Raw genomic sequence first — 14,160 nt, 5'->3', positions numbered from 1 at the left:
CCGCCGTCGAAAGCGCACTCGATGCGCTGACCCGTGCCGCGCAAGGCAATGAAAACCTGCTGGAATTCGCCATCCGAGCCGCGCGCGCCAATGCAACGGTCGGCGAGATTTCATTCGCGTTGGAAAGGGCGTTTGGGCGCCACGTCGCTACGGTGCAGACCATTTCCGGCATCTATCGCAAGGCGCTTGGCGATCATCCCGTGGTCGACGGGCTGCAGGACAAGCTTGACGCCTTCGAGAAGAAGACCGGCGGCAAGCCGCGCATTCTCGTCGCCAAGATGGGCCAGGACGGCCACGACCGTGGCCAGAAGGTCATCGCTACGGCCTTCGCCGATCTCGGCTTCGACGTCACCGTCGGCGCGATGTTCCAGACACCGGATGAGATCGCCAGGCTGGCGGTCGCACAGGACGTCCACATCGTCGGCGCCTCGTCGCTGGCGGCGGGACATTTGACGCTGATCCCGGAACTGCGCGACGCGCTTAAAAAGCTCGGCCGCGGCGACATGCTGATCGTCGCCGGCGGCGTCATCCCACCGCAGGACTATGACGCGGTGCGGCAAGCCGGCGCTGCGGAAATCTTCCCGCCGGGCACAGTCATTCCAGAGGCAGCGGATCGCCTGCTGGACCGCCTGCTGGCCACGGACTAGGACTGCTGCATCTCTGAAAAGGTTGTGCTAGACTGACACTGCAACCAAGGTGCGGTAACCGTGAAGACGACCATCCACAAGCTCGACGACGGATCAGATGCCCTGATCTTGCCACGGGAATGCTGGACAGCTTGAATCTGCAATCGGGCGATCAGCTCCAGATCATCGAAACTGATCACGGCATCATTTTAAGACCGGTGGCCGACAGGTTCGAACGGCAGATGAAGGCCGCGCGCGAGGTCATGGACAAATATCGGGTCGGGCTTCAGAAACTCGCCAAATGACGCGCCAATCAGTGCGGCGGATTTGAGACGTCCTAGCTCTCGGAGAGCTTGACGATTTCCCATTCCTTGCCGTTGACGCTGGCCAAGTCGCCGATCTTCTTGCCGAACAGGGCGACAGCCATTGGCGAAACATGCGAAATGCTGCCCTTGGTGGGATCAGCCTCGTCCTCGCCGACGATCTTCCAATGCACCTTCTTGCCGTCATCGCTCTCGATCGTGACGCCCATGCCGAAGCGCACAACGTCACTGCCCGGCTCCGGCACCGAGAGTTCGGCGCTTTCGCGCCGGGCGGTCCAGTAACGCAGATCGCGCGACACGACCGCTATGCGCTCGCGGTCGGCTTTGCGTTCGGCCTTCGCCAGTATGTCGCGCAGATCGGCCAGATTTTCCTCGATCTGCGCCAGGCCGCGTTCCGTCACCAGATTGCGATGCTGGCTGACCGGCCGCTCACCGACACCGGCGATGGCATTTTCGCTGTCTTCCTCGCGGGTGAAAGCTCTGCTCATTTCCTGAACTTAGGCCCGCAGAGGCTGCTCGACAAGCCATTGTCGTTTCCGTCCAGAGGAGAGGCAAACCGTCTGGCACGATTCCTGCGACGCCAAGGTTGAACGCTGGGATTCTGTGCCGATGTTGAACAGACGAACGCTGCTGACTGGAACCGCCGGCTTTGCCGTCATGGGCCTTGCGCTCGGCAAGGCGGTAGCCGCAAGCTTGAGCGGCATCGAGAAAGCCTCGATGCGCGGCTCGATCAATGCCACAGAACTCGGCGTGCAGCCCGGCACATCAGACGATCAGAGCAAGGCCTTCGCCAAACTGCTGCGTGACGCAAACAGCCGCGACATGCCGGTGTTCCTGCCGCCCGGCACCTATGTCGTCTCCAATCTTTCGCTGCCCGGCCGCGTACGTCTTTCCGGCGTGCCGGGCGCGACGCGCATCGTTTACGGCGGTGACGGCCACCTGTTCATGGCCGAACAGGCCGACCATATCGAACTTAGCGGACTGGTCTTCGATGGTGCGAACCGTGCGATGGGCGATTACACGCAAGGGCTGCTCGATCTTCGCCGTGTCGCGCACCTCGCCATCGACAATTGCCAGATCACCGGCAGCGGCAAGAACGGGCTGGCGCTGGAACACGCGATCGGCCGGATCGAGCGCTGTGAGATATCGGGCGCCGCCGATGCCGGCATCTATTCGGTCGAAGCCGGCGGGCTGGCCATCACGGGCAACACCGTTTCCGACTGCGCCAATGGCGGCATCCTCGTACACCGCTGGCAGGTGGCCGAAGACGGCACCATGGTCACCGGCAACCGCGTCCAAGGGATCCAGGCACGCAGCGGCGGAACCGGGCAGAACGGCAACGGCATCAATGCCTTTCGCGCCGGCAATGTCGTCATCTCGGGCAACATCGTCTCGGACTGCGCCTTCTCGGCCATCCGCGCCAACAGCGCCAGCAACCTGCAGATATCGGGCAACACCTGCTCGCGCTCTGGCGAAACGGCGATCTATTCCGAGTTCTCGTTCGAAGGCGCCATCATCAGCAACAACATCGTCGACGGCGCCGCCAACGGCATCTCGATCGTCAATTTCAACGAAGGCGGCCGCATGGGCGTCTGTTCCGGCAACATCGTGCGCAATCTGTCGACCAGCGGCCCCTACCCCGCCGACTCGCCGGGATTTGGCGTCGGCATCGGCGTTGAGGCCGACACCACCGTTTCCAACAATGTCATCGAGAACGCGCCACTCTATGGCATGCAGATCGGCTGGGGCCCGTACCTGCGCAATGTCGTCGCCACCGGCAACATCATCCGCAAGGCAGGAACCGGGATCGTCGTATCCGTGGTCGAGGGCGCCGGTACGGCCGTCATTTCAGACAATGTCATCGACGGCGCGCTGAACGGTGCGGTTGTCGGCCAGCGCTGGGCGGAGCCCGCGACAGGCGATCTCGCCTCGTCAAACGGTAGCGGCTACGCGCATCTGACCGTCGAGCGCAATCACGTCACTTGAGAGTTGCCGTCGGCCTCAGCGCTCCGACTTTGGCACCGTTGCGATTTTCGATGGGCGTGTTTGCCAATTCGAGCAGCTTCGCCGCCAAGGCCTCGTCGGCACGCAACAGTTTGGCAAGGACGGCGGCAACCATGGCTTCGCCGGCGCGGCCGGCGCCATCATCGCATTTGAGTGCGATGCCGAGGCCAAGTTCCGGAATTGCGGCACAATGGACGCCTTCGGCGCCGCCCTTCGTGAAAATCCGCCCTGGTGCGGCCTCCATCAACGCGACGTCTTCGCGGCCGCTGCCGGAAACGAAGAAGGGCTCGGCCATGCAGGCGGAAAGCAGCCGCTTTGCAGCCTTGGCTCGCTCTGGGCCAAAACCTGATGTCGTGGCCATGCGGGCAAAGCCGAGCGCGAAGCTCCTGAGCGGCACCGCGTAGGTCGGGATCGAACAGCCGTCGATGGCACGCTGGTCCTCACCATGGACAGCGCCCGTCACCGACTGCATGGCGTCGCGCACCATGTCCTGCAGGCCGTGTCCCGGCTTGACATAGCCGCGATGCGCAATGCCGGCGTGGACGCAGGTGCAGAGGAAGCCGGAATGTTTGCCGGAACAATTGTTGTGCAAGGCGTTCGGCGAGCCGCCGGCGCGGGCGAGCGCAATCTCGGCGTCATGATTGGATGGCCAATGCGTGCCGCATTCGAGCGCCGATCCGTCCAGCCCAGCCTTGGCCAGCATGGATCGCGCAAGGTCGACATGTGCCGGCTCGCCCGAGTGGGAGGCGCAGGCGAGCGCCAGTTCGCGGTTGCCGAAACCATAGGCATCCGCCGCCCCGCTTTCGACCAACGGCAAGGCCTGGATCGCCTTGACCGCCGAGCGCGGAAACACCGGCTTGGCCGTATCGCCGATCTCCCACACGGGCTTGCCGTCGCCATCGAAGACCGCGACTGAGCCGCGATGCGCGCTCTCGACGATCGCGCCGCGCAAGACTTCGATCAGAACCGGATTTGTCATGTCACCTCCCGCAAATGCGGGCGGTTTATCTGATCCGGTCGAGAATGGAAACGTAGTTGGCGACCGCCGCACCGCCCATATTGAAGATGCCGCCCAGTTTTGCGCCCGGCACCTGGATGCCGCTGGCCTCACCGACAAGCTGCATGGCGGTCAAGACATGCATGGACACGCCAGTGGCGCCGATCGGATGGCCCTTGGCCTTCAGCCCGCCGGACGGATTGACCGGCAGGCGACCATCCTTGGCCGTTGTGCCGTCCAACGCCAGCTTCGCCCCCTCTCCCGGCTTGGCAAGGCCCATCGCCTCGTACTCGATCAGTTCGGCAATGGTGAAGCAGTCATGCGTTTCGACGAAGGACAGATCGTCGAGCGTCACGCCGGCCGATTTCAGCGCCCGGTTCCAGGCCTGCTCGCAGCCTTCGAAGGTCAGAATGTCGCGCTTCGACATCGGCAGGAAATCCTGCACATGTTCGTTGGCGCGGAAGGCAACGGCACGGCGCATCTTCAGTGCCGTGGCGGTGTCGGCAAGGATAAGGGCGGCGGCGCCGTCGGAGACCAGCGAGCAGTCGGTGCGCTTCAGAGGACCGGCAACGAAGGGGTTCTTCTCGCTCTCTTGGCGGCAGAACTCATAGCCGAAATCCTTGCGCATCTGCGCATAGGGATTGTCGACGCCGTTCTTGTGGTTCTTGGCGGCAATCATGGCCAGCGCATCCGACTGATCGCCATAACGCTGGAAATAGGCCTGCGCGATCTTGCCGAAGACGCCGGCGAAACCCGCGGGTGTCTCGCCGTCCTCGGGCAGATAGGACGCCTTGAGCAGGTTTTTGCCGATCTCCGGCCCCGGCGTCGTCGTCATCTGCTCCGCGCCGACCACCAGCACGATGCGAGCGGCATTCGCGTCGATGGCGCGGATGCCTTGGCGGACCGCCGCCGATCCGGTGGCGCAAGCGTTCTCGACACGCGTCGCCGGCTTGAAGCGCAGCCGGTCGTCGGCCTGAAGCACCAGACTGGCGGTGAAATCCTGCGCCGAAAAACCGGCGTTGAAGTGGCCGAGCACGATCTCGTCGACCTCGTCGGGACCGATGCCGGCATGGTCGAGCGCGTCCGTTGCCACCTTGACGATGAGGTTTTCGAGCGTTTCGCCCTCAAGCTTGCCGAAGCGCGAATGCGTCCATCCGACGATGCATGCGGTCATGGCGGTCTCCATCCTTGGCGCCGGCCTGGCATGTCGGCTCACGGCGCATTTCGCATCTATTGTTCAAAGATAAACAATCGTGCCGGTTTCGTGAAGGGCTGGAGGCGTACAATCGCTTGGTACAGCCGAGATCGCGGCCGATTTTTTTGTTGATTGACGCGTCAATAAAAAATAATCCTGTTCTCTCAAAGGATCATGGCGAGATGCCGAAAATCGGAATGGAACCGCTGCGCCGCAAGGCGCTGATCGACGCGACGATCTCGGCGATCGGCGAGCGCGGTTCGCTCGACGTGACCATGTCCGAGATCGCCGGACGCGCCGGCGTGTCGTCCGCCCTTGCCCATCATTATTTTGGTGCCAAGGACGAGCTGCTCTTGGCGACGATGCGGCACATACTGGCGGAGCTTACAGCCGATACGTTGCGCGCCCTTGGCTCGGCCAATAGCGCGCGCGAAAGGGTCTCGGCGGTGGTCGCTGTCAATTTCTCCGACATCCAGTTCCAGCCGGAAACCATCGCCGCCTGGCTCGCCTTCTATGTCGAGGCGCAGAAATCATCGGCCTTGCGCCGGCTGCTCAAGGTCTACGCGCGGCGGCTGCACTCGAACCTGATGAGCGGGCTGACCGGGATTTGCCCAGAGCCGAAGCCGACCGCGCCGCCGAAGCGACCGCGGCGATGATCGACGGGCTCTACATCAGGCGGGCGCTGAAAGACGGCGTGCCCGATGCCGCGACCGCGATCGCGCTGGTCGAGGACTATCTCGAAACCAAACTTGGCGAGCGGCGCAAACAGTGACAATGAAGCGAACCAATTTCCTGATCGTCATGGTCGACCAGCTCAACGGAACCCTGTTTCCGGACGGACCGGCGGAGTTTCTGCATACACCGCATCTGAAAGCGTTGGCCGCGCGTTCGGCGCGCTTTGCCAACAACTACACGGCCTCGCCGCTCTGCGCGCCGGGCCGTGCCTCGTTCATGAGCGGGCAATTGCCGTCGCGCACCGGCGTCTATGACAATGCCGCCGAATTCGCCTCATCGATCCCGACCTTTGCCCATCATTTGCGCGCCGCCGGCTACTACACCTGCCTGTCGGGCAAGATGCATTTCGTTGGGCCGGACCAGTTGCATGGTTTCGAGGAGCGGCTGACGACCGACATTTATCCAGCCGATTTCGGCTGGACGCCGGATTACCGCAAGCCCGGCGAGCGTATCGACTGGTGGTATCACAATCTGGGCTCGGTGACCGGTGCAGGCGTCGCCGAGATCACCAACCAGATGGAGTATGACGACGAGGTCGTGTTCCTGGCCACGCAGAAGCTCTATCAGCTTTCGCGCGAACAGGACGATGCGAACCATCGGCCTTGGTGCCTCACTGTCTCGCTGTCGCATCCGCACGATCCCTATGTCGCGCGCAAGCAGTATTGGGATCTCTATGAGCATTGCCGGGCGCTGGACCCGGAAACCGGGTTCATCGCGTATGACCAGCAGGATACGCATTCCCGGCGGCTGTACCACGCCAGCGACTATCCCTCTTTCGAGATCACACCGGAGCAGGTGCGTCGTTCGCGGCAGGGCTATTTCGCCAACATCTCCTATGTCGACGACAAGCTGGGCGAGATCCTGGACGTTCTCGAGCGTACACGCATGGCGGACGACACAATCATCCTGTTCTGCTCGGATCACGGCGACATGCTCGGCGAGCGCGGCCTGTGGTTCAAGATGAGCTTCTTCGAGGGTTCGGCGCGGGTGCCGCTGATGATTGCCGGCAAGGGCGTTCGCGCCGGGCTGATCGAGACGCCGGTCTCCAATCTCGACGTGGCGCCGACGCTTTGCGATCTCGCCGGCATCGACATCGCTGCGATCGCGCCGTGGACCGACGGCCAGTCGCTGCTGCCGCTCACCGAGGGCATCGAGCGCACCGCGCCGGTGTTGATGGAGTATGCCGCCGAAGGGTCCAATGCGCCTTTGGTGGCGATCCGCGACGGCAGATACAAATTCGTCCATTGCGAGCTCGATCCGCCGCAACTGTTCGATCTCGAAGCCGATCCGCTCGAACGGGACAATCTGGCCGACGACGCGGCCAATGCGGGCCTGGTGGCGGCATTCATGGACAAGGTCCAGACACGCTGGGACATGGCCGGCTTCGACGCCGCTGTCCGCGAAAGCCAGGCGCGCCGCTGGGTCGTCTATCCGGCGCTGCGCAACGGCGCCTATTACCCCTGGGATTTCCAACCCCTGCAAAAGGCGTCCGAGCGTTACATGCGCAATCACATGAACCTCGACAATCTCGAAGAGAGCAAACGGTATCCGCGAGGCGAATGATGTCAGACCTTCTCGTCCCCTCCCTTGACCATCTCAAGCAGGCCTATGCCGTCACCTCCAGGGCGACGCAGATCACGCCGCTGCTGGAATCGACGGCACTAGCCCGCGAGACCGGCGCCGCCCGCGTCTTCATCAAGCCGGAATCGCTGCAATGGGCCGGCTCATTCAAGGTGCGCGGCGCCTATTGGCGCCTGAAGCAGCTTTCAGTTGACGAAGCGAAGAAGGGCGTCGTCGCCTACTCCTCCGGCAATTTCGCGCAAGGGCTGGCGGCTGCCGGCCAGGCGCTTGGCGTTCCCGTCACCATCGTCATGCCGATCGACGCACCGGCCGCCAAGCGTGATGCCACGGCGGGCTATGGCGCCCGCGTCGTGCTGACCGACCATGGCGAGCGCGCGCGGGAGGAAGTCGCCGCCGCCAAGGCGCGCGAGATCGCCGAGACAGAGGGCCTGGCGCTGCTGCATCCATTCGACGATCCGGAGATCGTCGCCGGCCAGGCGGGCGCCGGCCTCGAAGCGCTTGACCAACTCGAAGCCAAAGGTGCCAGCGCCGACCTCTTGTTCTGCTCGGTCGGTGGCGGTGGGTTGATCGGCGGCGTTTCGCTCGCCTTCCATTATCTGTCGCCCGCCACAGAGATCATCGGCGTCGAGCCGGAAGGTTTCAATGGCATGGGCTCGTCGCTGGCGCATGGCAGCATCGAGACGATGCCGATCGGGCCGAAATCGATCTGCGACGGTTTGATGTCGCGACGGCCGGGCGATGCTCCGTTTGCCGCGGTCAAGACGGCGGGTGTTCACGGCATCACCGTCGACGACCAATCGGTGCGGCGCGCGATGCGGATCGCCTTCGAGCGCATGAAGCTGGTGCTCGAACCGTCGGGGGCGGCGTCGATCGCGGCATTGCTCGGCGGCAAGGTGGATGTGAAGGACAAGACCGTCCTTGTTGTGGCTACCGGCGGCAATGTCTCGCTCGCCGATTTCATGGCGCATATGAACCATGCTTGAAGCGGATTTCGTCATCATCGGCTCCGGCTCGGCCGGCTCGGCCATGGCCTATCGCCTGTCGGAAGACGGCAAGCATTCGGTCATCGTCATCGAATTCGGCGGCAGCGATATCGGGCCGCTGATCCAGATGCCGTCGGCGCTGTCGATCCCGCTCAACATGAGCCTCTACGACTGGGGCTTTGCCAGCGAGCCGGAGCCGCATCTCGGCGGCCGTGTGCTGGCGACACCGCGCGGCAAGGTTATCGGCGGCTCGTCCTCGATCAACGGCATGGTCTATGTGCGCGGCCACGCCCGCGACTTCGACCATTGGGCCGAAGAGGGTGCGGCCGGCTGGGGCTTCGCCGACGTGCTCCCCTATTTCAAGCGCATGGAGGATTCGGATGGCGGCGAGGATGGCTGGCGCGGGCACGGCGGGCCGCTGCATGTGCAGCGCGGCTCGCGTAAAAATCCGCTCTATGGCGCCTTCGTCGAGGCTGGCCGCCAGGCCGGGTTCGAACTGACGGAGGACTATAACGGTTCCAAGCAGGAAGGTTTTGGGCCGATGGAGCAGACCATCAGCGGCGGCCGCCGATGGTCGGCGGCATCAGCCTATCTGAAGCCGGCGCTGAAGCGCAAAAACGTCAGTCTGGTCAAGGGCTTTGCGCGGCGGGTGATCATCGAGAATCAGCGCGCCATCGGCGTCGAGATCGAAGCTCACAAACAGATTCAGGTCGTTAAGGCGCGACGTGAGGTAATCGTCGCCGCATCGTCGATCAATTCGCCCAAGATCCTGATGCTGTCCGGCATCGGTCCGGCCGAGCATCTGCGCGAAAACGGCATTCCGGTGGTGGCCGACAGGCCCGGCGTCGGCCGCAACCTGCAGGACCATATGGAGCTCTACATCCAGCAGGAATCATTGCTGCCGATCACGCTCAATTCGGTGCTGAATCCGTTCTCGAAAGCGCTCATCGGGGCGCAGTGGCTGTTCCTCAAGAACGGGCTAGGCGCCACCAACCATTTCGAAGCGGCGGCCTTCGTGCGATCGCGTGCCGGCGTCGACTACCCCGACATCCAGTACCATTTCATCCCCGCGGCAGTCCGCTATGACGGCAAGGCGGCGGCCAAGTCGCACGGCTTCCAGGCGCATGTCGGACCGATGCGCTCGAAGTCGCGGGGGTCGGTGACGCTGCGCTCGCCGGACCCGAAATCGAAACCGATGATCCACTTCAACTACATGTCGCATCCAGACGACTGGGCGGAGTTCCGCCACTGCATCCGGCTGACCCGCGAGATCTTCGGCCAGTCGGCGTTCGATCCCTATCGAGGCAAGGAGATATCGCCGGGCAGCCACGTGCAGTCGGACGACGATCTCGACATCTTCATCCGGGATCACGCGGAGAGCGCCTACCATCCTTGCGGCACCTGCAAGATGGGCCGCGCCGACGACGTGATGAGCGTCGTCGATCCGGAGTGCCGGGTCATCGGCGTCGAAGGATTGCGGGTCGCCGATTCCTCGATCTTCCCGCGCGTCACCAACGGCAATCTCAATGCGCCGTCGATCATGACCGGCGAGAAGGCATCCGATCACATCCTTGGCCGCACGCCGCTGGCGCCGTCCAACCAGGAACCATGGATCAATCCGCGCTGGCAGGCGTCGGACAGATAGAGCATGATCGTGTGACTGCACGATCCGCATGCCGCGAAAGACAATCTGGAGACTTCCATGCGCGCTCAGCCCACGGCATCGCACTATGTCAACGGACGCTACATCGAGGACGAAGGCGGCGCCCCGCTGCCGGTCATCTATCCGGCAACCGGCGAGACCATCGCCATGCTGCGTTCGGCAACGCCGAACGTGCTGGAACTCGCCGTCGAGGCCGCGCGGGCGGCGCAGCCCGCCTGGGCGCGGCTGAAGCCGGTCGAGCGCGGGCGCATCCTGCGCCGCGCCGCCGACATATTACGCGCCCGCAACGCCGACCTCGCTCGCATCGAGACGCTGGACACCGGCAAGGCGATCCAGGAAACGTTGGTGGCGGATGCGCCCTCGGCTGCGGACTGCCTTGAATATTTCGGCGGTGCCGTTGCCGCCTACAACGGCGAGTCGGTCGATCTCGGCGGACCCTTCGCCTACACAAGGCGCGAAGCGCTCGGCGTCTGTGTCGGCATCGGCGCATGGAACTACCCGATCCAGATCGCCGGCTGGAAATCGGCACCGGCGCTCGCCATGGGCAATGCCATGGTGTTCAAGCCGTCGGAAAACACGCCGCTGTCGGCGCTGGCACTGGCCGAGATCTACAGCGAAGCGGGGCTACCCGACGGCTTGTTCAACGTTGTGCAGGGCTATGGCGATGTCGGCGCCGGGCTTGTCGGCCACGATGTCGTCGCCAAGGTCTCGGTGACCGGTTCGGTGCCGACCGGCCGCAAGGTGCTGTCGCTTGCCGGCTCGAAGATGAAGCACGCGACGATGGAACTCGGGGGCAAGTCGCCGCTGATCGTGTTCGACGATGCCGACATCGAGAACGCCATTGGCGGCGCCATGCTCGGCAATTTCTATTCGACCGGACAGATCTGCTCCAACGGCACGCGCGTCTTCGTGCAGAGCGGCATCCACGACCGCTTTGTCGACCGTCTGATAGAGCGGACCAAGAAAATCCGCATCGGCGACCCGCTCGATCCCGAAACCCAGATGGGACCGCTGGTCTCCAAGGCGCAGCACGACAAGGTGGCCGGCTATATCGAGATCGGCAAGCAGGATGGAGCGACGCTTGCTTGCGGCGGCAATGTGCCTTCGCTGCAGGGCTTTCAGGGCGGCTTCTTCGTCGAGCCGACGGTGTTCACCGGCGTGACCGATGGCATGCGCATCGCCCGTGAAGAAATTTTCGGACCAGTGATGAGCGTGTTGAAATTCGACGGCGAGGACGAGGTGATCGACCGCGCCAACGACACCGAATTCGGCCTCGCTGCCGGCGTCTTCACGCGCGACCTGCCGCGCGCCCACCGCGTCATCGCCGAACTGCAGGCCGGCACCTGCTGGATCAACGCGTATAATCTGACGCCGGTGGAAATCCCGTTCGGCGGCTTCAAACAGTCAGGCATCGGGCGTGAGAATTCACTGGCCGCACTGGCGCTCTATTCGCAGCTGAAGTCGATCTATGTCGAGACCGGGGATGTGGCGAGCCCGTACTGAGGCTGCCCTTACGCCTTCAGGTCGGCCGTGCTGTCCAGATACTGGGTCAGCGCGCAGACCAGATGATAGAAGATGCTGGCCGGAACGTCCGATGCCAGTGAGCGGCCGCGCTCGTCGATGCGGTCGATCCACAGGCCGAGCGGCGCCGGGTCGATGTGCCAGCGGAACAGCCGGCCGACGCGCGCTTCGATCTCGGGCTTCAGATCGGGGCCGCCCGAGCCATCCAGTGCGATCGCCGCCTTCACGGCTTCGGCCTGCGGCCAGCTGCGCGATATCAGGTCGAGCGGCAGGCCCTGCCGCGAGACGGCGCCATAGGCAAGCCCGGTGGCGCGGTTGAGGCCATTGGCGATGGCCGAGGCGTAGAGTTTCCTGGCAAAGCCGCTCAACTCGGCCTGGCCGCTGCGCCCGGCGAAATCGACCAACAAAGAGGCCCATTCGAAATGGTGGCCAGGCTCGGTCCACGAGCCTTTCTCGCCGGCGGATGGTTTCCATTCGGCATCGAAATACTCGCCAAGCGTCCAGCTTTCCGGATCGAAGAAATGACTGCGGAAGAGGTCGATGATGCGCGCTGCGCGGCGCAGATGGGCGCGCTCGCCGGTCGCCTGGTGCCAGGCGAGGAAGGCCTCAAGCAGGTGCATATGCGGGTTGGAGCGGCGCTCGCCTTTGCCATCCGATGTCTCAAGGAAGCCGGTCATGCGGCTGTCTTCGAGATGCGCATCGAGAAAGGCGAAGGTTTCCTCGCCGAGGCGCAAGGCGTCGGGATTGCCAGACATATGCGCATGCGCCAGTGCCAGGAGCACGCAGGAATGATCGTAGGCATCCTCGGTGGCGTCGGCAACCGAACCGTCAACATTCAGCGTCCGAACCCAGCCGCCCTTGTCGGTGCGGCCCTTGCCGGCCATGAAGGCGATGCCGTGGCTGATCAGCCGGTCGGCCGGACCGTCCCAGCCGCGCGCCCGGGCAACGGCGAAGGCATAGACCTGCCTCGCCGTGGTGCGCATGCGCTTGGGCTTCATCAACGGCGAAGCGTCCAGGCCAAGCGCTTCGTGAAAGCCGCCATGGCGTTCGTCGACGCCCGATGTCGACCACAGCGGCAAGGTCTCCTGAAACAGCCAGTGATGCACGCGCCGCCGCCAGGCGCCGCTTTCGATGACGCGGTCATGCGCCGGCGTGAACCTGGTTTCCAGGCGACCCGATTTTTCGAGCTGCTCGACGATCTTCTTGACGTGTTGGCTGTGGCTGACCGGAGCGACGAAGGTGGCATCCGATGTCGAAACGATGGCGATGTCCTTCATGCCGATCGCCGACAGCAGGCGGCCGTCACTGCGAATGTAGGAATTCTCGCAATCGATGGCGACGACGTCGCCGATGATGACATTGCCCCGGTCGTCGGCGGGGCCGACATCGAGCAGCGACTGCCATGAGCCGAGATCGTTCCAGCGGAAGCCGGCCGGCACCATCGCGATGTCTTTTGCCCGCTCCATGATGGCGTAGTCGATCGAGTTCGACGGAATGGCGGCGTAGAGTTCTAGCGGCATGTAAAGGCCGGACAAATCCGATGTCGCTGCCTTGTACGCTGCTTCGGTGGCCTGCCAGATATCCGGCTGGAACGCTATGAAGGCATCACGCATGGCGCTGGCGCGAAAAAGGAAGATACCGGTGTTCCAGTAGAAATTTCCGGCCTTGAGATAGCTTTGCGCAGTCGCAAGATCCGGCTTTTCGACGAAGCGCGACACGTCGAAGATGCCGCCGCTTTCGGCCGCAACCTCGATATAGCCGTAGCCGGTCTCGGGCTGTGTCGGCCTGATGCCGAACACCACCAGCCGGCCGCTACGCGCTGCCTCGGTGCCGGCTTCGACGCTCTGCCAGAACTGGCGCGGGGTCGATATCTCATGGTCCGACGGCACCACCAGCACCAGGCTGTCGCCGAACTCGGACAGTGTGCGCAGCGTCGCCAGTGCGACGGCGGCGGCTGTGTTGCGCCCGGTCGGCTCGAACAGCGGCCCGCCGCCGGCGAGGTCGAGGCCGGCAAGATCGGCGTGAACGCGGTCGGCATGGCGCTCCGCGGCAATCAGGAAGATCGGCGTTTCGCCTTCCGGCCGGGCCGTCAGCCGGCGCAAGGTCTTGGCCAGCATCGAGCCGTCGCCGGACAGATCGTGGAACTGCTTGGGATTGTCCTCGCGCGACAGCGGCCACAACCGCGAGCCGACCCCGCCGCTCATGACAAAACTGACAATCCGCTCGGTCATTCAACCACCATTCAAAAGGTCTGGTTGTAGGCGCCCACCTCGGGGCTGCGGCGCAGCACGGTGTCGACAGCCTCGAACATCTCCCGTCGACGCTGCGACGACACCGGGCTTTCGACGACCACGACCAGTTCCGGCTTGTTCGACGAGGCGCGCACCAGTCCCCAGGTGCCGTCGTCCGCGACAACGCGCGCACCGTTGACGGTGATGAGGTCGGCGATCTTCTGGCCCGCAAAAACCGTTCCATCCCGCTTCATGGCCTGAAAGTCGGCAACCACCCGCTCGACAACGCCATACTTCACAT

The 14,160-nt window shown here is 63.8% G+C and carries 11 protein-coding genes and 2 pseudogenes; 8 read left to right on the top strand and 5 right to left on the bottom strand.

What is annotated here, in order from left to right; all coding sequences use genetic code 11:
* A partial coding sequence (locus tag ENZ75_RS05335; protein WP_206617014.1) for a methylmalonyl-CoA mutase family protein occupies positions 1-647 on the top strand: 647 nt, incomplete at its 5' end.
* Between the two features lie 131 nt (positions 648-778).
* Complete coding sequence (locus tag ENZ75_RS05330; RefSeq protein WP_244514279.1) at positions 779-931, top strand: hypothetical protein; 153 nt, start codon at positions 779-781, stop codon at positions 929-931.
* 32 nt (positions 932-963) lie between these two features.
* On the opposite strand, the gene greA is transcribed toward ENZ75_RS05330, so the two are convergent.
* Complete coding sequence (greA, locus tag ENZ75_RS05325; protein ID WP_013532674.1) at positions 964-1,437, bottom strand: transcription elongation factor GreA; 474 nt, start codon at positions 1,435-1,437, stop codon at positions 964-966.
* Between the two features lie 121 nt (positions 1,438-1,558).
* Between greA and ENZ75_RS05320 the strand changes: the two genes are divergently transcribed.
* Entirely contained in the window at positions 1,559-2,935 is a 1,377-nt protein-coding gene (locus ENZ75_RS05320) for a TIGR03808 family TAT-translocated repetitive protein (RefSeq protein ID WP_013532675.1), read from the top strand.
* Here ENZ75_RS05320 and ENZ75_RS05315 read toward each other — a convergent pair.
* Both ENZ75_RS05315 and ENZ75_RS05310 read right to left on the bottom strand, forming a co-directional pair.
* Positions 2,928-3,932: an asparaginase gene (locus ENZ75_RS05315; protein WP_013532676.1), complete on the bottom strand. Its 1,005-nt coding sequence runs from the start codon at positions 3,930-3,932 to the stop codon at positions 2,928-2,930. The genes ENZ75_RS05320 and ENZ75_RS05315 overlap by 8 nt on opposite strands.
* A gap of 25 nt (positions 3,933-3,957) precedes the next feature.
* Positions 3,958-5,124 (bottom strand): acetyl-CoA acetyltransferase, encoded by a 1,167-nt coding sequence (locus tag ENZ75_RS05310; RefSeq protein ID WP_013532677.1) that lies wholly within the window; start codon positions 5,122-5,124, stop codon positions 3,958-3,960.
* Between ENZ75_RS05310 and betI the strand changes: the two are divergent.
* From betI to betB, 5 genes and pseudogenes are all read left to right on the top strand, one after another.
* Positions 5,115-5,836, top strand: a pseudogene (gene betI, locus ENZ75_RS05305) (transcriptional regulator BetI); the annotation flags it as partial. The gene ENZ75_RS05310 and the pseudogene betI sit on opposite strands and share 10 nt — an antisense overlap.
* A 77-nt stretch (positions 5,837-5,913) precedes the next feature.
* On the top strand, positions 5,914-7,443 hold the full coding sequence (betC, locus tag ENZ75_RS05300) for a choline-sulfatase (RefSeq protein WP_063167696.1): 1,530 nt from the start codon (positions 5,914-5,916) through the stop codon (positions 7,441-7,443).
* Entirely contained in the window at positions 7,440-8,444 is a 1,005-nt protein-coding gene (locus ENZ75_RS05295; RefSeq protein WP_063167695.1) for a threonine/serine dehydratase, read from the top strand. Before betC ends, ENZ75_RS05295 begins: the two co-directional genes overlap by 4 nt.
* Positions 8,437-10,089 (top strand): choline dehydrogenase, encoded by a 1,653-nt coding sequence (betA, locus tag ENZ75_RS05290; RefSeq protein ID WP_013532681.1) that lies wholly within the window; start codon positions 8,437-8,439, stop codon positions 10,087-10,089. The genes ENZ75_RS05295 and betA overlap by 8 nt, the downstream gene beginning before the upstream one ends.
* A 57-nt stretch (positions 10,090-10,146) precedes the next feature.
* A complete protein-coding gene (betB, locus tag ENZ75_RS05285) occupies positions 10,147-11,610 on the top strand; it encodes a betaine-aldehyde dehydrogenase (RefSeq protein WP_013532682.1) in 1,464 nt (487 codons plus the stop codon).
* Between the two features lie 8 nt (positions 11,611-11,618).
* Here the strand turns inward: betB and ENZ75_RS05280 are convergent, their stop codons facing one another.
* Positions 11,619-13,859, bottom strand: a complete 2,241-nt coding sequence (locus ENZ75_RS05280) for a mannose-1-phosphate guanylyltransferase/mannose-6-phosphate isomerase (RefSeq protein WP_013532683.1) — start codon at positions 13,857-13,859, stop codon at positions 11,619-11,621.
* Between the two features lie 11 nt (positions 13,860-13,870).
* Positions 13,871-14,160, bottom strand: a pseudogene (locus ENZ75_RS05275) (phosphomannomutase/phosphoglucomutase); the annotation flags it as partial.

It is taken from the genome of Mesorhizobium sp. M7A.F.Ca.CA.002.04.1.1 (assembly GCF_004022805.1).
Lineage (GTDB): Bacteria > Pseudomonadota > Alphaproteobacteria > Rhizobiales > Rhizobiaceae > Mesorhizobium > Mesorhizobium ciceri.
This window is presented reverse-complemented; position numbering and strand designations above follow the sequence as displayed.